This window comes from Enterobacter cloacae complex sp. EB5, from assembly GCF_031432835.1.
GTDB classification, from domain to species: Bacteria; Pseudomonadota; Gammaproteobacteria; order Enterobacterales; family Enterobacteriaceae; genus Enterobacter; species Enterobacter hormaechei_C.
In genome coordinates, this window is sequence record NZ_CP133860.1 from 995,446 (window position 1) to 1,018,465 (window position 23,020).

At 55.1% G+C, this 23,020-nt stretch carries 24 protein-coding genes; 6 read left to right on the forward strand and 18 right to left on the reverse strand.

Features of this window, described 5'->3' with window-relative positions:
• Positions 1 to 17: 17 nt before the first annotated feature.
• The 5 genes from ppnP to RHN82_RS04840 all read right to left on the reverse strand — a co-directional run bounded on the left by ppnP (position 18) and on the right by RHN82_RS04840 (position 2,654).
• Positions 18 to 305 carry a pyrimidine/purine nucleoside phosphorylase gene (gene ppnP, locus RHN82_RS04820; RefSeq protein ID WP_047051189.1) on the reverse strand — a complete coding sequence of 96 codons (288 nt, stop codon included), beginning with the start codon at positions 303 to 305 and terminating at the stop codon, positions 18 to 20.
• 71 nt (positions 306 to 376) lie between these two features.
• Positions 377 to 1,054 carry an AroM family protein gene (locus RHN82_RS04825; RefSeq protein WP_003859133.1) on the reverse strand — a complete coding sequence of 226 codons (678 nt, stop codon included), beginning with the start codon at positions 1,052 to 1,054 and terminating at the stop codon, positions 377 to 379.
• A gap of 236 nt (positions 1,055 to 1,290) precedes the next feature.
• Positions 1,291 to 1,482 (reverse strand): protein YaiA, encoded by a 192-nt coding sequence (gene yaiA, locus RHN82_RS04830; RefSeq protein WP_003859135.1) that lies wholly within the window; start codon positions 1,480 to 1,482, stop codon positions 1,291 to 1,293.
• 44 nt (positions 1,483 to 1,526) lie between these two features.
• The gene (aroL, locus tag RHN82_RS04835) at positions 1,527 to 2,051 is read right to left on the reverse strand and encodes a shikimate kinase AroL (protein ID WP_017383154.1); all 525 of its coding nucleotides are present in this window, start codon (positions 2,049 to 2,051) and stop codon (positions 1,527 to 1,529) included.
• Positions 2,052 to 2,195: 144 nt separating this feature from the next.
• Positions 2,196 to 2,654 carry a YaiI/YqxD family protein gene (locus tag RHN82_RS04840; RefSeq protein ID WP_003859141.1) on the reverse strand — a complete coding sequence of 153 codons (459 nt, stop codon included), beginning with the start codon at positions 2,652 to 2,654 and terminating at the stop codon, positions 2,196 to 2,198.
• A gap of 97 nt (positions 2,655 to 2,751) precedes the next feature.
• On the opposite strand from RHN82_RS04840, the gene proC reads away from it, so the two are divergent.
• Positions 2,752 to 3,561 (forward strand): pyrroline-5-carboxylate reductase, encoded by an 810-nt coding sequence (gene proC / locus RHN82_RS04845; protein WP_045334495.1) that lies wholly within the window; start codon positions 2,752 to 2,754, stop codon positions 3,559 to 3,561.
• 16 nt (positions 3,562 to 3,577) lie between these two features.
• Here the strand turns inward: proC and adrA are convergent, their stop codons facing one another.
• The 5 genes from adrA to RHN82_RS04870 form a co-directional block, all read right to left on the reverse strand.
• On the reverse strand, positions 3,578 to 4,681 hold the full coding sequence (gene adrA, locus RHN82_RS04850; protein ID WP_047051160.1) for a diguanylate cyclase AdrA: 1,104 nt from the start codon (positions 4,679 to 4,681) through the stop codon (positions 3,578 to 3,580).
• Positions 4,682 to 4,783: 102 nt separating this feature from the next.
• Positions 4,784 to 5,104, reverse strand: a complete 321-nt coding sequence (gene psiF, locus RHN82_RS04855; RefSeq protein ID WP_048981818.1) for a phosphate starvation-inducible protein PsiF — start codon at positions 5,102 to 5,104, stop codon at positions 4,784 to 4,786.
• A gap of 294 nt (positions 5,105 to 5,398) precedes the next feature.
• A complete protein-coding gene (iraP, locus tag RHN82_RS04860; RefSeq protein ID WP_003859148.1) occupies positions 5,399 to 5,659 on the reverse strand; it encodes an anti-adapter protein IraP in 261 nt (86 codons plus the stop codon).
• Between the two features lie 208 nt (positions 5,660 to 5,867).
• Positions 5,868 to 7,082 (reverse strand): multidrug efflux MFS transporter, encoded by a 1,215-nt coding sequence (locus RHN82_RS04865; RefSeq protein WP_047051162.1) that lies wholly within the window; start codon positions 7,080 to 7,082, stop codon positions 5,868 to 5,870.
• Between the two features lie 169 nt (positions 7,083 to 7,251).
• Positions 7,252 to 7,935, reverse strand: a complete 684-nt coding sequence (locus RHN82_RS04870; protein WP_047051163.1) for an extensin family protein — start codon at positions 7,933 to 7,935, stop codon at positions 7,252 to 7,254.
• Between the two features lie 104 nt (positions 7,936 to 8,039).
• On the opposite strand from RHN82_RS04870, the gene ddlA reads away from it, so the two are divergent.
• Entirely contained in the window at positions 8,040 to 9,137 is a 1,098-nt protein-coding gene (gene ddlA, locus RHN82_RS04875; protein WP_047051164.1) for a D-alanine--D-alanine ligase, read from the forward strand.
• Between the two features lie 3 nt (positions 9,138 to 9,140).
• On the opposite strand, the gene RHN82_RS04880 is transcribed toward ddlA, so the two are convergent.
• Positions 9,141 to 9,362, reverse strand: a complete 222-nt coding sequence (locus RHN82_RS04880; protein ID WP_015571318.1) for a DUF2754 domain-containing protein — start codon at positions 9,360 to 9,362, stop codon at positions 9,141 to 9,143.
• A 248-nt stretch (positions 9,363 to 9,610) separates the two neighbouring features.
• Here RHN82_RS04880 and RHN82_RS04885 point away from each other — a divergent pair, with 248 nt between their 5' ends.
• Positions 9,611 to 9,913, forward strand: coding sequence for a DUF2755 family protein (locus tag RHN82_RS04885; protein WP_003859159.1), 303 nt, complete (start codon positions 9,611 to 9,613; stop codon positions 9,911 to 9,913).
• Here RHN82_RS04885 and RHN82_RS04890 read toward each other — a convergent pair whose 3' ends face one another.
• Together RHN82_RS04890 and sbmA are read right to left on the reverse strand one after the other, a co-directional pair.
• The gene (locus RHN82_RS04890) at positions 9,914 to 11,011 is read right to left on the reverse strand and encodes a DUF1615 domain-containing protein (protein WP_017383149.1); all 1,098 of its coding nucleotides are present in this window, start codon (positions 11,009 to 11,011) and stop codon (positions 9,914 to 9,916) included.
• A 12-nt stretch (positions 11,012 to 11,023) separates the two neighbouring features.
• A complete protein-coding gene (gene sbmA / locus RHN82_RS04895) occupies positions 11,024 to 12,244 on the reverse strand; it encodes a peptide antibiotic transporter SbmA (protein ID WP_003859162.1) in 1,221 nt (406 codons plus the stop codon).
• Between the two features lie 351 nt (positions 12,245 to 12,595).
• On the opposite strand from sbmA, the gene ampH reads away from it, so the two are divergent.
• Positions 12,596 to 13,756: a D-alanyl-D-alanine-carboxypeptidase/endopeptidase AmpH gene (gene ampH / locus RHN82_RS04900; protein ID WP_032652680.1), complete on the forward strand. Its 1,161-nt coding sequence runs from the start codon at positions 12,596 to 12,598 to the stop codon at positions 13,754 to 13,756.
• A 2-nt stretch (positions 13,757 to 13,758) separates the two neighbouring features.
• Here the strand turns inward: ampH and RHN82_RS04905 are convergent, their stop codons facing one another.
• Together RHN82_RS04905 and RHN82_RS04910 are read right to left on the reverse strand one after the other, a co-directional pair.
• Positions 13,759 to 14,385, reverse strand: coding sequence for a helix-turn-helix domain-containing protein (locus tag RHN82_RS04905; RefSeq protein ID WP_047051165.1), 627 nt, complete (start codon positions 14,383 to 14,385; stop codon positions 13,759 to 13,761).
• Between the two features lie 88 nt (positions 14,386 to 14,473).
• Entirely contained in the window at positions 14,474 to 17,248 is a 2,775-nt protein-coding gene (locus RHN82_RS04910; RefSeq protein ID WP_047051166.1) for an autotransporter outer membrane beta-barrel domain-containing protein, read from the reverse strand.
• A gap of 449 nt (positions 17,249 to 17,697) precedes the next feature.
• Here RHN82_RS04910 and hemB point away from each other — a divergent pair, with 449 nt between their 5' ends.
• A complete protein-coding gene (gene hemB, locus RHN82_RS04915) occupies positions 17,698 to 18,672 on the forward strand; it encodes a porphobilinogen synthase (RefSeq protein WP_015571323.1) in 975 nt (324 codons plus the stop codon).
• A gap of 128 nt (positions 18,673 to 18,800) precedes the next feature.
• A complete protein-coding gene (locus tag RHN82_RS04920; protein ID WP_047051167.1) occupies positions 18,801 to 20,501 on the forward strand; it encodes a lysophospholipid acyltransferase family protein in 1,701 nt (566 codons plus the stop codon).
• Positions 20,502 to 20,580: 79 nt separating this feature from the next.
• On the opposite strand, the gene tauD is transcribed toward RHN82_RS04920, so the two are convergent.
• From tauD to tauB, 3 genes are read right to left on the reverse strand one after another with little or no spacing between them, the layout of a single operon-like run.
• Complete coding sequence (gene tauD / locus RHN82_RS04925; protein ID WP_047051168.1) at positions 20,581 to 21,432, reverse strand: taurine dioxygenase; 852 nt, start codon at positions 21,430 to 21,432, stop codon at positions 20,581 to 20,583.
• On the reverse strand, positions 21,429 to 22,256 hold the full coding sequence (tauC, locus tag RHN82_RS04930; RefSeq protein WP_047051169.1) for a taurine ABC transporter permease TauC: 828 nt from the start codon (positions 22,254 to 22,256) through the stop codon (positions 21,429 to 21,431). The genes tauD and tauC overlap by 4 nt, the downstream gene beginning before the upstream one ends.
• A complete protein-coding gene (tauB, locus tag RHN82_RS04935) occupies positions 22,253 to 23,020 on the reverse strand; it encodes a taurine ABC transporter ATP-binding subunit (RefSeq protein WP_047051170.1) in 768 nt (255 codons plus the stop codon). Before tauB ends, tauC begins: the two co-directional genes overlap by 4 nt.

Below are 23,020 nucleotides of genomic sequence, written 5' to 3' on the forward strand. Positions count from 1 at the left end.
CGCCACCCGGCATGCTTTTATTTCAGATAGCGGCACAGATAAGAGGTTGGCTCTGCAACCTGTAAATGGAACTCGCTGTGGCCCGGCACGTTGAAGACCTGCCCGGCACTATAGACTTTCCACTCCGTTTCACCCGGCAGCAGGACGTTCAGCGCGCCGCTGACCACCGTCATCTCTTCCGCTTCTGCGGTGCCAAAGGTGTATTCCCCTTCCGCCATGACGCCGACACTGGCGCGGCCAGTGGTGCTGCTGGTAAAACCAATGGATTTCACTTTACCGGAAAAGTATTCGTTACTTTGAAGCATGAACTGGCCCTTATATTTATAGAGAAAAATCAACTATAGGGGCCATGCTCATGACCTGTCACGCAAAATCATTACACCAGTAATTCTGACGCCAGGCGCGCCATCAGGACGTTAGAGAGCAGCACCGGAACATCCAGCGCCTTTTGCAGTAAATCACGATGCCGCTGATGGAAGCCCAGGCAGTCGAGCATCAGGACATCCGCCCCTCTGTCGATCAACTCCTGCCCGGCCGCAATCAGCTTCGCTTCGCTGTCCCAGAACGGGTTTGCCAGCGCGTACAGCGGGGTGTGCTCCAGCGCAGCCCACTTCACCGTCTGGTTATCCAGCAGTTCCTCAACGGGAACGATGACCCCAACCTGATGACCATCAACAATTGAGGCCACCAGCGGGGGGATAATCCGCATCGGTTCGAGCAGAATGGCATTACGCGCGCTGAGCCCTTTAACGGGTGCCGTGCTCATCAGCAAAATGACGTCATAGTCCTGATTGTCGAGCACTTCGATCACGCCCTGTAGCGCGCGCTCGATTTTCTGGCGCGACACATGCGCCAGTTTACCGTCACTGAGTAACGTTGCCAGGGGATCTTCCCCCTCTCCGACCGCGTAGTCTTCCATGACCTCTTCCCGACTGAGCTTCCCTAACAGACTGAGATGCGTAATTTGTTGTTCAGAGACATGCTCGGTTAAGAGCGGTAATACTTCGCTTACAGGCACCACACCAATCGTGAGGATCGCCAACGTCGCCTTCATTTTGATCGCCTTCCGTTACTACCACAACTGCCACACAGGTACAGGCTCACTACGCTGCACTGTTCATTTATTCAACAAAACAGCACCAAGCGTAGCAGGGGATCTCTACATCGTAATGTAAAGATCGACTGGCCTTTCCGAATCCACCTGTAATAACTAAATATTAACTGCTGCTTAACATCAGCGATAAGTTAAAAGTGTGATTCAGGCACGGTTGTAACGAATTCGGATTCCTGTCAGGACTTCTCAGGATCCTCATAGCGCCGTTTCGCATCCAGCGCTTCCTGTTCGGTTTCATGTTCGCTGATCAGCGAATCAGGTTTAGGGTGATCGGCACGCAGCTGGTACCAGGTTACGGTCTGATCGCCGTTACCTTTTTCAACGGTAACGATGCGGGCTTCACGTGGATAGGGAGGTCTGGTTGGCATAGCTCATCCTTTTTTTATGTCTGAGCTATGAGTATAGACGGCTGTTAGCTGGCGCAAGCCAAACGCAGGGCGGTAATAATCTGAATCGCAACTTTCTCGGGTGACGCCGACGCATCCACAACGTGGTGTGCCGCCTCGCGGTACAGTGCATCGCGTTCGGCAAGGACGTCGCTGACCTCTTCACTCAGCGGTTTCGCGGTCAGCGCCGGGCGCTGCCCCTCTTCCGGAAACGCCTCCAGCCGCCCCACCAGCGTAGAGACCGGTGCACAAAGGTAGATCACGACACCCTTTTCGCGCATAAACTGGCGATTATACGGCGCCAGAATAATGCCCCCACCGGTCGCAATCACGGTTGACGGCGCGGTCACCGCTTCCAGCGTGGCTGTTTCACGCGCACGAAAGCTCTCCCACCCCTCATCCTCTACGATATCGGCGATGGTCTTACCGGCATTCTCCTGGAGCCAGTGGTCAGTATCGACAAACTGACTCTGGCACAGACGCGCCAGCTCCAGACCAACGGTGGTTTTCCCACAGCCGCGAGGGCCAACTAAAAAGATGGGTGGGTTCATAACCAGGTGTTCCCCTTGCTGCCGGATAACTGAAGGCTGTAAAGAAATGATTGCAGTAGATGTTGCGCTAACTTTACTGCAAAGCGGTACGGAATGACAAGCCTGTGGAAGCCACACTGTACCACAAAACCGCCCGGAGGTGGGCTAAGCCGGGCGGCGCTTCACTTCCAGCAGCCATTTATCCAGCTCGGCGGCAAACTGCTGGCGATCGCGCTGCGACAGGCTGTCCGGCCCACCGGTTTGCACGCCGCTGGAACGAAGCGTATCCATAAAATCACGCATGGTGAGCTTCTCCCGGATCGTTGCCGGTGAATAGCGTTCTCCGCGCGGGTTCAGCGCCGCCGCCCCTTTCGCCAGCACATCGGCAGCCAGCGGGATATCCGCGGTGATCACCAGATCTCCTGCGTCACACAGGCGTACTATCTCGTTATCCGCCACGTCAAACCCGGCCGGAACGCGCAGAGAACGGATGTATCTGGAGGGCGGCACGCGGATATTCTGGTTCGCCACCAGCGTCAGCGGCATCTGCACGCGCTCGGCAGCACGAAATAAAATCTCTTTAATCACATTCGGACACGCGTCCGCATCAACCCAAATCGCCATCGTCTCTCCCCATTATGATTCTGGCGACTATTGTCGCCTGCATTTCGTTGTTAAGCTATCTGTGAGAGATAACAACGCATAATAACGGAGAGACGTGATGGATAAGAAAATCGGGTTTATCGGCTGCGGAAACATGGGTAAAGCTATCCTCGGCGGACTGATTGCCAGCGGGCAGGTACTGCCGGGGCAGATTTGGGTCTATACCCCATCCCCGGATAAAGTCGCGGCGCTGCGTGATGAGTATGGCGTCAACGCAGCCGAAAGCGCGCAGGAAGTGGCTCAGGTGGCGGATATTGTCTTTGGCGCCGTTAAGCCGAATATCATGATTAAAGTCCTGAGCGAGATCACCTCCAGCCTTAACAAAGAGACCCTGGTGGTGTCGATTGCCGCAGGCGTTACCCTCGACCAGCTCGCCCGCGCGCTGGGCCACGACCGTAAGATTGTTCGCGCCATGCCAAACACCCCGTCGCTGGTGAATGCCGGTATGACCTCCGTCACCCCGAACGCGCTGGTCACTTCTGAAGACGTGGCAGATGTACTGAATATCTTCCGCTGCTTCGGCGAAGCGGAAGTGATTGCCGAACCGATGATCCACCCGGTGGTCGGCGTGAGCGGCTCTGCCCCGGCGTATGTTTTTATGTTTATCGAAGCCATGGCCGATGCCGCCGTACTGGGTGGAATGCCTCGCGCGCAGGCCTACAAATTTGCAGCGCAGGCGGTGATGGGTTCGGCCAAAATGGTGCTGGAAACGGGTAAACATCCGGGCGAACTGAAAGATATGGTGTGCTCGCCGGGGGGCACCACCATTGAAGCCGTACGCGTGCTGGAAGATCGTGGGTTCCGCTCTGCCGTGATCGAGGCGATGCAAAAATGCATGGAAAAATCAGAGAAGCTCAGTAAGTCCTGATGCGCTACGCCGGGCGTCAGGCGGCCACTTCGGTGCGGCCCCGTCCGGCATTTTTGGCTTTATAGAGGGCCACGTCTGCCGCCTTTAGCCATTCACGATAGTGGGTGAACTGCGCCCCCCAAGGGGCAACCCCAACGCTGATACATAACCTCGCCGTTGGTGCTCCGTGCAGCGGCATGTTGACCAGCCGTTCATGGACGCGCGACATCGCTGCAATCGCGCTGTCGGCAGGCGTGCCGGACATGATCACCGCGAACTCATCCCCACCAAAGCGACCAATATAATCGCCTGAGCGCAGGGTCAACTGAAGCTGGCGCGTGATGGCAACAATCGCTTCATCCCCCACGTCATGCCCCCAGGTGTCATTGATCGTCTTGAAGTGATCGATATCAATGAGCAATATCGTCGCCTGTCGATGGCTGCGACGGCAGGCATCAAATTCATTACGCAGCAGCGTTTCCCAGTGACGGCGATTGAACACCCCGGTCATGCCGTCGCGGGTACTCATCAGCTCAAGCCGACGCTTATGCTCTGCCAGCCGGATCGCCGTGCGGTGGCTGAGCCAGGCAAACAGCATGGGGTAGACCACCAGCACGGGGAGCGTCAGCCACAACGCCAGCGGTTCAGAGGTCAATAGCACAGGAGTACCCGTGGATTGCACGGTCAACAAGGCAGACAGAGCAAGCAGCGCCAGTCCTGTCAGAAATAACCGGCACCCCCCCGATCCCATCATATTCATGCCGATCATCATGATCAGCGCCGCCGTTGGCAGCGCACTGCACCCTGTTAGCCCCATCCAGACACCGGCAATAATGGCATCGATTTTCAGATTAACGATTTCACTGCTGTTGGGTTCAGCCGAACGAAAAGCCAGTTGCCAGGCCAGATGGGGCCAGACAAAGACCCAGCCCACCAGCAACAACCACCAGACGCCGGAAAGAAACTGACTCACCAGAACGCTGGCAAGCGGAATAAACAGTGCCGCCAGACCGACGATGCGTGCCAGCCGTAACCGCCGTGCAAATCGCAGACCGGAACGGTATGAATCATCCTGAGTAAGCTGCTGGTGCCAGGCTTCCCGAATGTTCTCGTGATTGTCATAAAACTCATCATTCATCATTTTTGGGAATATTCTGAAACATTTTCCCAAATTATAGAGAGGGGGATAGCGGGGAAAGTATGAAATTTTGGGTGAGCCACAGCCGTGACTCACCCGTTAGCACTACGCCTGTTTTTTCAGGCACGCGCTCATGAACTTGCTGCGATCGTCGCCTTTCAGCATCTGCTGTGTCGCCTGGGCGTTGCACTCGCGCATTTTTTGCTGCTGCGGGGTCAGGCTTTTTTCACCGGGTTTAGCCGCACCATTTTTAAGGCAGTCGCTCATGTACGTTTTACGGGCATCCCCTTTCAGGCTTTGCGATGTCGCCTGTTGGTTACAGGTAGTCATGCGTTGCTGCTGGGGCGTTAACGTTTTCTCTTCCGCGTGTGCTGAGGCCATCAGACACAGGCCAGAGAGCAGGGTAACCAGTATTGTTGTTTTCATTGCACCATCCTTTATGTGAAGTTCCACGTTAAGTCTGGTTCGTTACGGAAAAAAAACCACCCTGCGGCCCTGATTTTCGCCGGGCTTCCCGGTTATTTCAGCCCTGTAGCGACACAATGATCATTATCCGGTTTCGCCGGAAGGGAGGCGGTAATTAATAGCAGAAATTATGCGGTGAAAAGTGTGCTCTGTCTCAATTTAATTCCCCCTGCATAAATGTGTAAAAATAAAAACAGAGCGACGCCAGGCATCCTGCATGACAATTCTGTGACACGTCATTTCACCTCAGGCAGGTTAGCTGCGAGGATGCCTTAAAAGCTTCTTTACGTATTGCTGAAGCAGCTCCGCATCTTCCGCAGGCACCTGGGAATCAGGACGCGCTTTTTCCAGCGCACCTTCAACGTTGTCAATCAACGCCTCCTGCTCCGGCTTTGCCATCTGTCGCAGCAGCGCCGTCACAACGATTTCCAGCGCCTCGACCTGGGCAACCAGCTCTTTCGACTCTTCTTCCTTTTGGGCAAGCTTAACCAACAACTCAGCAATGAGATTTTTCATGGTGCTATTTCCTTATGTGATTTCCCCTGAAATTAACACCCTCACTGAATAATGAAAAGCATGGATTGGCTTTATCTTATGCAAAAGTGACGTCGCTGCCAAAAAAGATATTTCAGCGCGAAAGCGAAACGTTTTTCTAAAAGAAAGGCGCCGCATTTCGTTATATAAAAATGCGGCGTTCATAAGAATAAATAATATATTATCGTGTTTACCGGGCCGACTTAGCCTCAGCGATTCGCCTGCGACGGCGCAAGGCAAAGGCCAGTTGAATAATATTCAGAAGCACCACCACCGCCGTCGCGGCAAATACCCAGCGGAAACCCGCCATCGCCGAGACCGAGGCGCCAATAAGCGGGCCCGCTACGTTGCCTAAATACATGAACGACTGGTTGTAGCCAAAAATACGGCCGGTTACCTGGTCACTGGAATATTTCACCAGCAGCGTCTGAACAGCGGGCAACATGGCGCCATCCGCGAAGCCAAGCAGGAAGCGCAGGATGCCCAACTGAAGAGGTGTGGTGACGAATGACATGGCAAAGAAAAGGATCACCGCAATGATGAGCGTTGCCATCAGAATACGTGCCGTACCGATCCTGTCGCCCAGTTTCCCCAGACGCGGAGCGGACATCAGCGCCGACACGCCAGGCACGGCGGCAATCATCCCGCTCAGAAACGCAATGTTGCTGCTGTCCGGCGCCATCGACTTGATAAACAGCGCCAGAATCGGCCCCACCGAGCCGTTACAAAGCTGGATCACCATCGTCGTCACAAAGAGGCTAATCATCAGGCCAGGATACGGCAGCGAGGCGAAAACCGCTTTTCCGCTCAGGCGTTCGGATTTACTGACAACAGGCCGCCCGCCCTCTTTAATCAGAAAAAGGGTGACCAGAAAGCTGATCGTCAGCAGGATCGCGGTAATGATAAAGACCGCACGCAGCCCAACATGGTCAGCCAGGAAGCCGCCGAGCAGCGGGCCGCCAATGACCCCGCTGATCTGGGCGGTGGAAAGCGTGCTGAGCGCCCAGCCGCTTCGCTCACGCGGTACCTGTGAGGCCACCAGCGCCATGGCATTCGGAATGTAACCGGAGGTCAGCCCCATTATCGCCCGCAGAATAAACAGCTGCCAGACGTTGGTGGCGAAGGCCTGGAGCAAAATGGCTATCGCCATCCCCAGCGAGGCGCGGAGCAGCATCAACTTGCGCCCCTTGCGATCCGCCAGGCTACCCCACATCGGCGACACAATGGCGGAGACCAGAAACGTCACGCTGAACGTCAGGCCGGACCACATGGAGAGCGCTTCATGGGAAGTGACCCCCAACTGCGACACATACAGCGGCAGGAAGGGCAATATCTGGCTGATAGCCAGTCCGGTGAAGAAGCAGCCGAACCAGACTGAAATGAGGTTAACTTTCCAGGATACCATAACAGAAATAGTCTTCATTTTTAGGCGAATTCGCCGACAGATTAGCAAGTTACGCGCAATGACATAGCGCCAGAGATGCGGCCTTGCAGACTTTGGTGTTTTATCTTCCCAGTCATCATATTTGTGAAATAAGTCACAATTTATCCAAATTTAGGCGGAAGATTATGCTTCATCGACATAATCCATATCCGCGCATCCCCAGATGGAAATGGTTGGCATGGGCGGCATTATAGTCCGGTCCCAGACCGTTACCGTAATAACCACAGCTTGCCGAGAGCAGTGCCTGTAGCCAGGGCTGCGTCTTTTCCGCTTTCCAGCCGTTCAGGACGGTAACGCGATGTCCATTTGCCAGCCTGAAAGCGCTGATATCCAGCGCATCCGCCGTGGCATGTTCGCTGCGCCGCGCATCCGGGCGGCTGTAGATATTGCGGCAGGCAAAGCTGCCCAGATGTTCAATACGGGTAAGCTCGCTTCCCGTCCAGGTTTTAGTGAGCGGCCGGGCCTGCTGGCTGATAAACAGCGCCGAACTTAACGCCAGCGGGCAACTGGCCAGAAAGCTGCTGTTCAGGCTGACCGGGCCAAAATCGCGCACGCGCACCACGTTACTCAGCGGACACTCCCCGGCGCTGTCAGCGACAGCCTGGGTACGGATAAGCTGGCGTTGATTCGCCTGCGCTAACAGGCTTTCGCACGCCTGCGGTGTTAAACGCCGAAGTTTAAACTGGGTTATTTTTCCGGGAGGATCGTCAAGCGTAAGCGGCACGAAAGGGTTGTAATGCGGCGGCAGCCAGCGGTAGCCCACCGTGGCGATCCCGGCAATAACAATAAGAATAAACAGACCTTTTCCTTTCACGCGCCCCCCTTCAGCATCCCTCAAAACATTATGGCAGAAGGCCGCGAAACCCGCCGGGCATCGTGGTATGTTATTGGCTTTTCGTCAGACTGGAAGAGAGTGAGATGGCAAAGCAGCGCGTAGGTATTGTCTTTGGGGGAAAATCGGCAGAGCACGAGGTGTCGTTGCAATCGGCTAAAAATATCGTTGATGCGATTGATAAAAGCCGTTTTGACGTGGTGCTGTTGGGCATTGATAAACAGGGCCAGTGGCATGTTAACGATGCCAGCCAGTATCTGTTACACGCTGACGATCCGGCGCACATTGCCCTTAATCCTTCTGATATCAGCGTCGCAACGGTTCCAGGCGTGGAACAGGGACAGCTTATCGATGCCGGGAACGCGCAGGCGCTGGCACAGATTGACGTGGTGTTCCCTATTGTTCACGGCACGCTGGGCGAAGACGGCTCCTTGCAAGGCATGCTGCGGATGGCGAACCTGCCGTTTGTCGGTTCTGATGTGCTGGGCTCTGCCGCCTGCATGGATAAAGACGTCACAAAACGTCTCCTGCGTGACGCCGGTCTGAATATTGCGCCGTTCGTGACGCTTACTCGCGCCAACCGCGATAAACACAGCTTCGCGCAGATCCAGGCGCAACTCGGCCTGCCGCTGTTTGTGAAACCAGCGAATCAGGGCTCGTCCGTCGGCGTCAGCAAAGTCACCAGCGAAGCGCAGTTTAACGATGCCGTTCGTCTGGCCTTTGAGTTTGACCATAAGGTGGTGGTTGAGCAGGGAATAAACGGACGCGAAATTGAGTGCGCCGTACTGGGCAACGACTTCCCGCAGGCGAGTACCTGCGGTGAAGTCGTGTTGAACAGCGACTTCTATTCCTACGACACCAAATATATTGACGACAAAGGTGCCCAGGTTGTGGTTCCCGCCGCGCTCGATCCTGACGTTAACGACAAGATCCGCGCGATCGCCGTTGAAGCCTATCAGGCGCTGGGATGCTGTGGGATGGCGCGCGTCGACGTGTTTCTGACGCCGGAAAACGAGGTGGTGATTAACGAAATCAACACCCTGCCGGGCTTTACCAATATCAGCATGTACCCGAAACTGTGGCAGGCCAGCGGGATAAGCTATCCGGAACTGATCACCCGTCTGATTGAACTGGCGCTGGAGCGTCACGCCGCTGACAGCGCCCTGAAAAGCTCCGTTAACTAACGGTTAGTCGGCTTTCTCTGCCGTCGTCGTCTCATCGGGACGACGGCGGATAATGAATCCCGCCAGCCAGAAACTGATTACCCAGGTCACCAGCCCAACCGCATAGGTTTGCCAGCCTTTCGCTTCAAATCCCAGCAGCCCGACAACACCGTTGAGAATAAAGATCAGCCCGATCGCAAAGGCGTAGTAATGCCAGTCACGGCGTAGTTTGGAAGTGAGCTTCATGACAACTCCGGCAGAAAAAAAACTATCCTCTCACAGTTTGATCAAGGCGTCTGTGGCGGATACGTAAATTCTGAAAAGCAGCGCAGTTTCACTTATGTTATCAATTTGTGACGTGATGCAGAATTCGACAATCCAGGAGAAATCCTGAACCCAATTTCCCACGATTCTGATATTGACAAATGCTATGACCTGTCACACTCACCCTGTACGACGCGTATTAAAACAGAGTGATATTTTCGGGAGGTCTTATGGCAGACTTTACATTGTCGAAACCGATTTTTGGCGGAAAACAACCAAAAACCTCCACGGCGGGGAATATTGCCTATGCCCTGTTTGTTCTGTTTTGTTTCTGGGCAGGTACCCAGCTTCTGAATATGCTGGTGCATGCTCCTGGCGTATATGAGCATCTGATGCAGGTGCAGGATACAGGCCGCCCGCGCGTTGAAATCGGTTTAGGCGTGAGCACCGTATTTGGACTCATTCCCTTCCTCGCGGGCAGCATGGTTCTGGGCGTGATTGCCCTTGTCCTGCGCTGGCGCAACCGCCACTGATTACAGTCCCATACAGCGTGCCCGACGATCGTCAACGCGTTTCGCGAACCAGGCGGTCGTCAGGTTACGCGTGATCTTCGGGCTTTCCAGCTGAATGCCTGGCAGAATGGCTCTGGGTAATGCCTTCCCACTTTTCTTCTCGGCCAGCGCAAAGACCTGCTTATACAGATCCGTTTTCTCAAACGCCAGGCTGTCGCCCTTCTCCAGCTGTCGGCGAATGTCGCTGTTGCTCATCTCCAGCTTCGTCGAGAGTTTTCGCACCGCACGTTCGGTGGTCCCGGCCTCACTGCTGCCGTAAGCAATGAGATCGCCGTCCAAAGCGAGCTTCACACCGCTGGCGCGGCTTACCGCATTCTGGAAGGCTGCATTTCGGCTGGCATACCAGCCCGCGTTAAAGTCGGCAAAGCGATACAGCGGTTTATCGTAGTTGGCCGGATAATTCAGCAGGTGATACGTCCCAAACCACAACCCACCGCGCAGGGAGAAGACCTCCTGACGCACCGTACCGTCGATATCCCACGGATAGCCGTCGGTATGCTTTTCCGCAAATGCGATACTGACCTGCATCGGACCGCCGGTATGCACCGGATTTAGCGAACCAAACAGCTTCTGCCCCATCGGCACCATATTGATGAAATCATCGAAGATGGCGCTGAGCTGCTTCTCGGTTTTCACCGTATCCAGCCGTTCACTGTAGCTTTTACCGTTTGGCGAGGTGATTTTAAGGGCGGTATGCACCAGGAAAACCGGGATATGCATCGATTCGGCCCGGCGGTCGATCTCCTTCCAGGCAATTTTGTTCAGGCCAGGCACAACAGGATCTGACTGATACATCGATTCCTGCTGTGCCACCGCCAGCACCGAGCAGATATTCTCCTCGGTAGGCGCGATCTTCTGGCTTTTGAAGGTCGCTGCCAGCGCATCAGCCCACTCACTGCGATCCTTCACGCTGGCGGGCATTTTTTGCCGCACCACGCTCGCCACATCAACGGGCTTCTCCCCTTCTTTGAGCGGGGCAGCCCCTTTTTCGGCACAGCCCGCCAGCACGAAGGCGGCGAGTAACGTCAGCGGTAATGCACGTGGTACGGCAAATGGCATAGCAATTCCTTTTTAACCTAATGTATGGGTAACTTCCTGCACGTCCTTATCGTCCAGCTCACGCTCGAAACTGCGTAAACGTTTGTAGATGGACATCAGCTCCACCAGCGTAGTCCAGGAGCTAATCAGATACTGGAACGAACCGCGAACCTGACCAAAGACGTTGGTGATTTGGGTCATCAGACCGAGCGTAATCGTACCCGCAACGATGGACGGGAACAGCAGGAACAACCCGAAAACGTTATCAACCTGAAGATAAAGAATGCGCGCGATATTGAAATACATGTAATGGAAATAGAGGCGGAAGTAGTTACGACGTACGGCGCCAAACAGCTCACGCACGGTAGGCGGTGACGCACGGTTGGCATCGTCTTCGCCATACACCAGCTCTTTACGGTAGGCCGCTTCCACGCGCTGGTTTTTAAACTCCAGCCCCGGCAGCTTGATCCCCACCACCGCCAGCAGCCCCGTTCCCATCAGCGACCAGACAATCGCGGCAATCACCAGGCCGTAGGGCAGATGGCCGACAATCGGCAGCTCCGGAACGTGCGACGAGAGCGTCACCAGCACAGGCAGGAAGGCGATCAGCGTCATGATGGCGTTGATAAAGCTCACGCCCATATCTTCCAGAGTAGAGGCAAAACGCATGGTGTCTTCCTGCACACGCTGTGCGGCACCTTCGATATGCCGCAGGTGCTGCCAGTGCGCCATATAGTGTTCGTTCATCGCGGTACGCCAGCGGAACACATAGTGGCTGACGAAAAAGTTATTCATCACGCCGATCACCACGGCGATGAGGGCGATGCCGAGGAAGATCCCCACCTCATGGTAGAACTGGTTAATGGTCACTTTATGCGGCGAACTCAACGCCGTCTGGATCAGATCGTAAAACGGCGCATACCAGGCGTTGACCGCTACGCCCACCTCCACCAGGAACCAGGTGACAAAGATGATTAACGACGTGCCGAGAATCGACCAGTATTGCCAGCGGTGAGGAGAATAGACAAACCAGAACATGGCAAAAAGCCCTACGCAGAGCACGTAATAAGCGTAGAAAAGCAGATAGCTCATGGACCAGAAGCGCGCTGCGCTAATGGGAATATCGCCCGTTGCCCCCGTAAGACGGGTCAGCCACGCGCCGCCACCGGCCTGCCAGAAAATGACAGCCAGCAGTGCCCAAATAAATGCCGACAGGAAAAAGGGCCCCGGCTTTGGGAAAAAAGACTTAAACATTGTGCTTCCTTCTTGTTGTTATGGCTGTTGCTGTGTTCAACATATCGCCACACGAAACCTTGCCTGCGCCAGCCTCCCGGCTCACGCAAAAAAGTGAGACCTGCGGGTGAATTATTAGTTCGCTTCCCCGTTTTCAGGAATTGTTTCGGTGCGTTTCATTCGCAACAGCGATCGTAGCGTCTATCATACGGTCGATGTCACAAAATGGGAGCCACGCCGCAAGTAAATTGTTCAAATTTACCCACGGTTACGTTTTTCTCGCTATCGTTATGCAAATCGGGCCATTGCCCGACGCCGATTAGTAGTATAACTACCCGTAACTTTCCTTATTCACTTGATGGATGCTTTTCGTTGAAACGTTGTCTGCTCTCTATCGCCGCGCTGTGTGCGGTGAGCCTGTCCACCGCCCAGGCGGCACAGCCTCTGACGGCCCCGGTTCTGGCCTCTGACATTGCCGATCGCTACGCGAACCTTATTTATTACGGCAGCGGTGCGACGGGAATGGCGCTGGTCGTGATCGACGGTAACCAACGGGTGTTTCGCAGCTTCGGTGAAACACGGCCGGGAAATAACGTTCGTCCGCAGCTGGATTCCGTTATCCGTATCGCGTCGATAACCAAGTTGATGACCAGCGAAATGCTGGTGAAACTGCTCGATCAGGGCGTGGTGAAACTCGACGATCCGCTCAGCAAATATGCGCCGCCCGGCGCTCGCGTTCCGACATATCAGGGAACGCCGATCAGACTGGTCAATCTGGCGACCCATACCAGCGCCCTGCCGCGAGAACAGCCCGGTGGCGCTGCGCATCGCCCTGTCTTTGTCTGGCCAACCCGCGAGCAACGCTGGAACTACCTGAGCACAGCAACCCTGAAATCGGCCCCGGGCTCGCAGGCCGGCTATTCTAACCTGGCGTTTGATCTGCTGGCCGACGCTTTAGCGACGGCCTCGGGTAAGCCCTACCCTCAACTGTTTGAAGAGCAGATCACGCGTCCGCTCGGGATGAAAGATACCACGTACACCCCCTCCCCGGACCAGTGCAAGCGTCTGATGGTGGCGGAAAAAGGGGCCAGCCCGTGCAATAACACGCTGGCCGCCATTGGCAGCGGTGGCGTTTACTCTACGCCTGGCGACATGATGCGCTGGATGCAACAGTTCCTCTCATCGGATTTTTACGCGCGCAGCAATCAGGCCGACCGAATGCAGACGCTCATCTACCAGCGTGCTCAGCTACGTCGCGTCATTGGCATGGATGTTCCAGGTAAAGCCGATGCCCTCGGCATGGGCTGGGTGTATATGGCGCCAAAAGATGGCCGACCGGGGATCATTCAAAAAACCGGTGGAGGTGGCGGATTCATCACCTACATGGCGATGATTCCGCAATCAAACGTAGGCGCTTTTGTGGTGGTCACCCGGTCGCCAAATACACGCTTCGTGAATATGAGTGATGGCGTAAATAATCTGGTGGCCGAGCTGAGCGCCAATAAAGCGCAGGTGCTTACGGCCTCTAACTGATCTCAATAGTCCGTGGGCAAACGGTTGATACTGATCAGTTTGCCCCGGCTCATATTGATGTAGTTCCCCTGCCGCAGCGCAGCCAGAACCTCAGCAACGACCGAACGAGAAATACGCGTGCTACGCTGAATATGATTCATAACACCAATTTTTGAACGTAGCGTGTCATCCCACTCGGCCATATTGATCAGCATCGCCCGGATTTGGCTATAGGAGTTATTTCCGACCAACTGCATATCACGCTTTCCCATTAAATGGTTTAGCCATGACAGCCAGCAGAAAGCCTCTTGCCAAAGTTGCGCTTCCTGAATAAGTGGGCACGCGTCAGAGGCTGGCAAATAAAATCCGCTACAAGGTGTTTGTGCTATCAGAGAATATTCAAGATGGTTGTCATTTATCCATGCGCTTAAACCGTGGATATACGGCGCCCGCGCGATACCCATAAGTAATTCGTCTGATTTACGGTGGACGGCAGTCAGACCGGATTGTATGACAACGGTCAAGGGTTCATCATCATTATTGCCGGTAGTTATTAATTGTTGTGGTTCGGTCTTAAATGGGGTACCGGCGATTTCCAGACACTTTATGAGCCGGCTTAATTCAGAAAGTGGTTTCGCATTAACGTTCATGCATACCTCAAGTCATCTGTATCTGTCGGTTCTTTATTATTTTTAAAGCACATAAAAAAGCGGGGGCAAAATCCCCCGCGCTTTTTTCTTACCAGGTATATTTCACACCCAGGTTTGCTCCCCAGTTCTGGTCAACGTCGCCGCCGCCCAGATAAGTCGCATCAGTGTAAGCAATGAAGTTTTTCGTGAAGCTGAACTGAGTGCCCAGTCCCACGCGAACCGCAGAGCCTTCCACGCCGTTATCAATGCTGTCGTTGTTGATATCAGCATTGTTGTCGGCATCGTCATACACGTAAGCCAGTTTGAAGTAAGGCGTTAATGCCTGCTCGCCGCCGTAGTTGAAGGTATAACCTGCATCCACGCCGAGTTCATAACGCATACTGTCGTAAGACTGACCATCGATACGCATGTCGTTGCTTAACTGGTAGTCATCACCGGACTGGAACAGGCCAGAGATCGCCGCGTAAGGCGTGACGTAGCCAGACAGGTTTGGTTTCCAGTCATAGCCCAGTTTCATTCCGAAACCAACGGCGTCAGTCGTGGTATTACCGTCAACATACTGACCATTGCTCATGGTGGCAGAGAGGTCGTTGTTGAAGCGGGTGTAGCTCAGGGAGCTGTCGAGGAAGATGTCATTCATGAACTTCGCCGACGCGTAGATCATCGCAGTCTGGCTGTCCTGATCGACCTGACCTGTACGATCGCTGATATCACCCTTCGCGAAACCAGCCGCACCACCGACAATCCACTTAGCATTATTACCGTCGATCTGAGTATCCAGACCTACCATAATGCCGCTTACGTCCTGATCGTAGCTAACGGTGCCATTATCCGCGTCAAAGTTGCCGCCGAAATAGCTCACCCATGCGCCGCCGTTATCTGCCAGGCCATGACGGCTGTTGGTCAGACGGGTACCCACGGTATCCTGTTGCAGATTCCAGATGTTGGTATTAGCAGAAGGAATGCTCAGCGCCATGTTGGCGTAGTCAGTCAGCTCTTCCTGCTGGAGAACAACGGTGTCGCCCTTCTGCTGCGCCTGATAGGTGTAAGCACCTAAATCAGCTTTGTTTGCCGCAGTAAAGCTGGCAGCGGTATCCGCGTTATTGTCATAGACGCGAATGATCTCTTTGTTTTTGTAGTCAGCTACGGAGCCTGCGCCGGTCGCATCGTCGATGCGCACTTTATAGTTACCGGCAACGTCACCGTTCACCGCCAGATGACCGTCAGAGTTCAGCGCGACAACACCATAGTCGTAGTCAGCTTTATAGCGATCGTTGGTGATATAGCGTGCGTTGTTCAGGTCGCTGTTCAGCACATAATCGCGGCTGGCAACGTTGAGCACACCGCCATCGGTCAGCACCATATTGTGTGTATCAACCTGACCCAGACCCAGCGCCAGCTCTGCACCGTTGTCCACGGTAATGGTGTTGGCATACAGCTCAGCTGTCTCTTCAGTCAGTGCCGCACGGCTGTAGCTATCCAGATACAGGCTGTCGGTTGCTACCGCGCCGCTGTCGCCGATATTCAGGCTAGACACATTGGTCAGAGTGATGGAATCGGCCAGCAGGCCGGAGTTTTCAACATTGACCTGAGACTGGTTGTTCACCGTCAGCGCGTCGATGTTGGAGATCTTACGGGTATCCCACTCGGAACCGTTATCCAGCGCCACGTTGAACAGGCCGCTCTGATAAACCTCTTCACCCGCAACGTGACCGTTGCTGTCAAAGGTAGAATCAGGCCAAATGCTGTTTGGAGAAAGCGCGTGCCAGTCTACATTGCTGTAGCCTTCACCATACATCTGCGCCGTGCCGATGGCTTCAACGCTGGACTGCGCGGCACCCACCCATTTACTGCCATTGGTCAGCGTGACATCCAGCTTGTCGGTATCATCCCAGCCGTTGGTAGTTGGGTTATAGATGCCGTCATCGGTGGTATCCGTTGCCGGATCGCCATTCTCGTAGAAGTTGTTATCAAAGGTGCTGGAGAAAAGGATATCGCCAGTAATGGTAGAGTGATCGAAGGTAGCGGTGGTCTGCATAGCGTTATCAGACGCGCCAGCCGCAACGATCAGCGCCGCATCATCGGCAGCCGTGGCGTTGGTTTCACCGTAGTCGCTCGGCTTCGCCGTTTGACCGTAGAAGCCGCTGGTACCCAGATCGCTGTACGCACCGGAGGTCAGGACAGAGTCTTTCACCACCAGCGTATCGGTAAAGACATTGCTGCTGTTAGCAACGCCTTCAACACCGTCGTATGGCGTGTTATCCAGATCCTGGTAACCCTGCGTCAGCGTGATGCCCGCGATGTGGGAGTTGTTCTGAATAACGATATCAGACTCAACGTCCAGGGTGATGGCGTTACCCAGACCATAGGTGTCCAGATAATGCGTTTCAGTGGTTTCGCCATTAACGACATCATACGCGTAATGCTCGTAGGTATCGTTGATGGTGGAGTTATCAACGGTCAGGCTAAAACGATCATACTGGGTATGAGCGGTGCCGTCAGTATCTACGCCATCTGCACACGTCGTGGTCATACACTCTGACGTGATCATGCCGTTAATGGTACTGTTAGAAATACTCAACGCGTTCGCACGGCCATTGACACCATCATCCAGATAGTATGTCGAAATAACTCCGTTTACGGTTGATTTATTGACGACCGGATAAATGTCACCATCATGTGTGGCATCTGAATAATTCCAGTCAGCATAACCATAATACCAGGGCGTGGACGCAGTATTGTCATATCCAAAAGTATTATATGTCGTGCCGGATATATCTTTCGCATTGGCCTGAGAAGCGATAGCCAGTGTGCAGGCTAATGCAAGTTGTGATACAACCAGTTTCTTTTTCCATGTTTGCATTGGGTCATCCCTCCTCAGGGACGTAAGCAAGTTTGTCCATCAAATCATTTGGCAATGTTTAATTGCGGAAGGAATTATGCAGTTTCACTTCGAAAAGGTTCAATGAATGATTCCATTAAGTCCGTATTCAGACAAATAAGCTTATAAACCCAGGACAATATCAATCATTATGAATAAAGATTATAAAATCAGTAGATTGCAATCTCATTTCATTGGTTCAATAAATATAATAAAAAACAATAGATCACTAATAATGATATTACCTCTTCAATACAGAAATAACGCCAATATATTCCCATCTTTAAAATGCCTTTTTAATTCCGGGAGGACAAATTACCCGTCGCGTGTTTTGACGCAACGCCCAAAATCTAAAAGCCCACTTTAGTAAAACACCGCTCCCCGCTTTCAGGTACACTATACCTCTTTGTTCCACAAACATCAGGCATACCATGACCGATTTAATTGCACGTCCCCGTCGCCTGCGCAAGTCACCCGCACTGCGCGCCATGTTTGAAGAGACAACACTGACCTTAAACGATCTGGTGTTGCCGATTTTTGTTGAAGAAGAGATCGATGACTACAAAGCCATCGACGCGATGCCGGGCGTGATGCGCATTCCTGAAAAGCATCTGGCCCGCGAGATCGAACGTATTGCGAATGCGGGCATCCGCTCGGTGATGACGTTCGGTATCTCCCACCACACTGACGCGACCGGCAGCGATGCCTGGAAAGAAGACGGCCTCGTCGCCCGCATGTCGCGCATCTGCAAAGAGAGTGTGCCGGAGATGATCGTCATGTCCGATACCTGCTTCTGCGAATACACCTCTCATGGCCACTGCGGTGTGCTGTGCGATCACGGCGTGGACAACGATGCGACCCTGCTGAATCTGGGCAAGCAGGCGGTGGTTGCCGCCGCTGCGGGTGCGGATTTCATTGCGCCTTCTGCGGCAATGGATGGGCAGGTACAGGCGATCCGCCAGGCGCTGGACGCCGCGGGCTTCACCGACACCGCCATCATGTCCTACTCCACCAAATTCGCCTCCTCTTTCTACGGCCCGTTCCGCGAAGCAGCGGGCACCGCGCTGAAAGGCGATCGTAAAACCTATCAGATGAACCCGCTGAACCGCCGCGAAGCGATTCGTGAGTCTCTGCTTGATGAAGCCCAGGGCGCTGACTGCCTGATGGTGAAACCGGCTGGCGCATACCTGGATATCCTGCGCGACATTCGCGAACGCACCGAACTGCCGCTTGGCGCCTACCAGGTGAGTGGCGAGTACGCGATGATCAAATTCGCCGCGCAGGCGGGCGCCATCGACGAAGAGAAAGTGATCCTTGAAAGCCTGGGGGCGATCAAACGTGCGGGCGCGGATCTAATCTTCAGCTATTTCGCGCTGGATCTGGCCGAGAAGAAAATTCTGCGTTAATCCGCTTTAGCGCCGGGTGACGGCTTCGCCTTACCCGGCCTGCTCTCTGCGCTAATCTTCACCAAACTGCAATACAAACGACATCTCCTCCTTCTACTGTCTGGGCAAGACGGCAGGAGGAGTGATCAATGTTTAGTCTCGACAGCGTTCTTGATGACCTTTGGCCTCAGGCGAGGCCCGCACCCTGGCAAAAAAGTCTGTTAAAAAGACTGCTACACGAAGACGAATTTCAGCAGTTTGCCGCCAGCCACCGTCACCTGAAAGGGCTGGATATGGTGGAGCAGGTTCTGGAACACCTTGATATTCACTGCTCCGTTTCCGCCCGCGATCTCGAACAAATCCCCGAACACGGCCCACTTATTGTGATAGCGAACCACCCCACCGGCACCCTGGATGGGCTGGCGCTGCTGTACGCCGTTTCCCGCGTGCGCCGCGACGTCAGGGTTGTTACCAACAGGATGCTGTCCCACCTTGAGCCCCTCAGTTCATTGTTTATTCCCGTAGATAATATGGGCGGCAGAACCGCAAAAGCCTCGCTGATACAGATGGAGCAGCACCTGCAAAACGCCGGCGTGCTGATCTTCTTTCCGGCGGGTGAAGTTTCCCGCCCAACGCGCAAAGGCATCCGCGATAAAAAATGGCATCCGGGCTTTATCAAGCTGGCCGGTAAATTACGGGTGCCGCTACTTCCGGTACATATCCAGGCGCACAACAGCCTGCTGTTTTATGCCAGCACGCTGGTCTCGCCAACGGTATCCATGCTGCTGCTGATGCAACAGATGTTTCGCCGCCGTCACAGTCAGCTGCCGATCAAAATCGACCAGCAGATTGCCTGGAATGAGCGGTTTAGTTCTACCCTTTCATCGCGTGAGATGGCCGAGCAGTGTCGTCAGCACGTGATACGTCTTGGCAAGGGATTGCCTGGCGTCTTTAAAACCCAGTGCGCCATTGCCCGCCCGGAAGACAGGGCCACGCTGAAGCGCGAACTGGCGCAGGCCGAGTGTCTGGGCAAAACCAGCGATGGTAAGGCCATCTATCTTTGGCAGCGCAACGGGCAGGAAGAGGCGCCTCTGCTGCGCGAGCTGGGGCGGCTGCGCGAGATTGCTTTTCGTGCCGTGGAGGAAGGCAGCGGGAAGCGCCGGGATACGGACAGCTACGATGATGACTATCTGCACCTCATACTGTGGGATGACGATGACCTGGAAATTGTCGGCGCATACCGCTTTATGCCAACGGCCATGCAGGTGGAAAAGCGCGGCGTCGAGGGGTTGTACAGCTACAGCCTGTTCCACTACGACGAAAAAATGCAGGACATACTGGAGCATGGTATTGAGCTGGGGCGCAGCTTTATACAGCCGCGCTACTGGGGGCGTCGCGGTCTGGACTATCTGTGGTCAGGTATTGGCGCCTATCTGGCACGCTATCCCCATTACCGCTACCTGTTTGGCCCGGTCTCTATTTCCGGCGGCTTACCGCCTGCCGCGCGGGATCTGCTGGTGGCGTTTTATCGTCTCTGGTTTCCGGCCAGCCATCCTTTAGCCGCCTCGCGTCAACCCTACCCGCCCTCACTTCCGGACGTGCTGGCACAGTTTGGCGGGGTGGATTACGTGGATGACCTGACAAAGCTGAAATCCCTGCTCGGCAACCTGGGTTGTGGCATCCCGCCGCTCTACAAACAGTATTCCGAGCTATGCGAGCCAGGCGGCGTGCAGTTTATCGATTTCGGCAGCGATCCGGCGTTCAATAACTGTATCGACGGGCTGGTGCTGGTGGATCTGTGTTATCTGAAGGCAAACCGCTATCAGCGGTATATAGAGGCACACCTTTAGCTCCGTTGCCCGGTGGCGCTGCGCTTACCGGGCCTACAATTAAACGTAGGCCGGGTAAGGCAACGCCGCCACCCGGCAATCAAGGCGCACGGTAAAACGGCTTATCCCCCAGGATCGTCGCCCGCTGCATAATCCTTCGCTGCGGCAGGTATTCCGCATTGGCGTAATGCTGCGTGACGCGGTTATCCCAGATCGCCAGATCGTTCTCCTGCCAGCGCCAGCGCACCTGGAACTCCGGTTTGGTGATGTGCGCGAACAGGAAGCCAAGCAGCGCCTCACTCTCTTTTTCCGCTACGTCCACGATGCGTGTGGTGAACCCTTCATTCACAAACAGCGCCTGTTTGCCCGTCACCGGATGGGTCCGCACCACCGGGTGCAGCAGCGGGGGATGTTTTGCGACCGCATCCAGCCAACGCTGGTGTTCCTCTTCCGTTTTACGGTACTTGTACTCCGGGAACGATTTTTTGAAGTCATGCTCCGCCCGCAGGCCGCTCAGCAGGGTCTGGAGCGGCGCGGAGAGCGCCTCAAACGCGGCAATCCCGCTGGCCCACAGCGTGTCCCCACCCGTCTCCGGCAGCTGTTTTGCTGCCAGAATCGCCCCGGCTGGCGGTGTGTCGATAAAGGTAACGTCCGTGTGCCAGTTGTCGTTATCGGGCGGGTTATCGTTATGGGTGTCCAGCACGATAATTTCCTCCACCCCTTCCGCATGCGGGTAGACCGGATGGATATGCAGGTCGCCAAAACGCAGGGCCAGCGCGCGCTGCTGCTGCGGGGTAATGGCCTGTTCACGCAGGAACACCACCTGATGACGTAGCACCGCGTGGTACAGCTGCTCAAACTGGTTATCGCTCAGCGGACGGGTTACGTCCAGGCCCGACACCTGCGCGCCAATATACGGCCCCAGCGGGGTAATGGTCAGTCGTTCACTCATTGTATTTCTCCATGCCAGGGCGTCAGGCGACGCTGTAGCGCGCGCAGTCCCAGTTCTAATCCAAAGGCGATCGCGGCGATCACCGCGATCCCTGCCAGTACCACGTCAGTCGCCAGGAACTCTCCCGCCGACTGCACCATAAACCCAAGGCCGCGCGTGGCGGCTATCAGCTCTGCCGCCACCAGCGTAGACCAGCCCACCCCAAGGCCGATGCGCAGCCCGGTCAATATCTCCGGCAGCGCGCCCGGTAAAATGACGAACAGCAGTACCTGCACGCGGCTGGCGCCGAGCGACTGCGCCGCACGTATGCGTACCTGCTGCGCACTCTTTACGCCAGCCAGGGCCGACATGGCTACCGGCGCAAATATCGCCAGGTATATCAGTAAGATCTTTGACGTCTCGCCGATGCCAAACCAGATCACCATCAGGGGCAGGTAAGCCAGCGGCGGGACGGGACGGTAAAGCTCTATCAGCGGGTCGAGAATGCCGCGTATCGTCGGGCTCAGTCCCATCGCGATCCCCACCGGAACGCCAATAATGACCGCCGCCAGCAGCGCCACCAGAATACGCGTCAGACTGGCGCCTAAATGCTGCCAGAGCGTGGCATCCATAAAGCCCTGCGGCCCGGCGATAGTAATCAGTTTTTCCAGAACCTGACCTGGCGGGGGCAGAAACAGCGGGCTGATCCACTGCTGCGCGGCAACCGCCCACCATACCGCCAGCAACACCACCAGCGTGCTGACGCTTAAGGTGAGCTGGCGAGAGAACGGCCAGCGTAAGGCAAGGCGCGGCCGCCGCGTTTTTTCACTGAAAACAATGCTCATGAGAACGCCTCCCGTTGCTCAAACACGCGGCTTAAGACGTATTCACGCTGTTCAATAAACAGCGGATCGGATTTGATGCTGCGTACCGGCTCTCCCGCCACATAGCGCCGGGCAAACTCAAGCGGCAGGCGCTCCAGCACGCGTCCCGGCCCCGGTGAGAGCAGCACCAGCTCCGTCGCCATAAACACGGCCTCTTCGATATCATGGGTGATTAACAGCACCTGCTTGCCGGTTTCGTGCCACAGGCGCAGCAGCAGGGTTTGCATCTGCTCGCGGGTGAAGGCATCCAGCGCCCCGAAAGGTTCGTCCAGCAACAGCAGCTGTGGGTTAGCCGCCAGCGCACGGGCAATCCCGACGCGCTGACGCTGCCCGCCTGAAAGCTGCCAGATAAAGCGTTTTTCAGCCCCCTCCAGCCCGACCTTTTTCAGCATATCGCGCGCCGTATTCAGGCGCTGTTCACGCGCTACACCGGCCAGTTGCAGACCAAACGCAACGTTTTCCTGCACGTTTCGCCACGGGAGTAGTCCTTCATTCTGAAAGACCACGCCGCGCTCTGCGCCCGGCCCCGTTACCCGTTTCCCTTCCAGTTGGATCGTGCCGTGCTGATACGGTACAAACCCGGCGATCAGGTTCAGCAGCGTCGTTTTCCCGCAGCCGGACGGTCCCAGCACCACCAGCAGTTCACCGCTGTCCAGCGTCAGGTTGATCTCTTCCAGGGCGAGTTTGCCGCCGTAATCGGCAGACAGGTTTGTAATGTTCAGCAT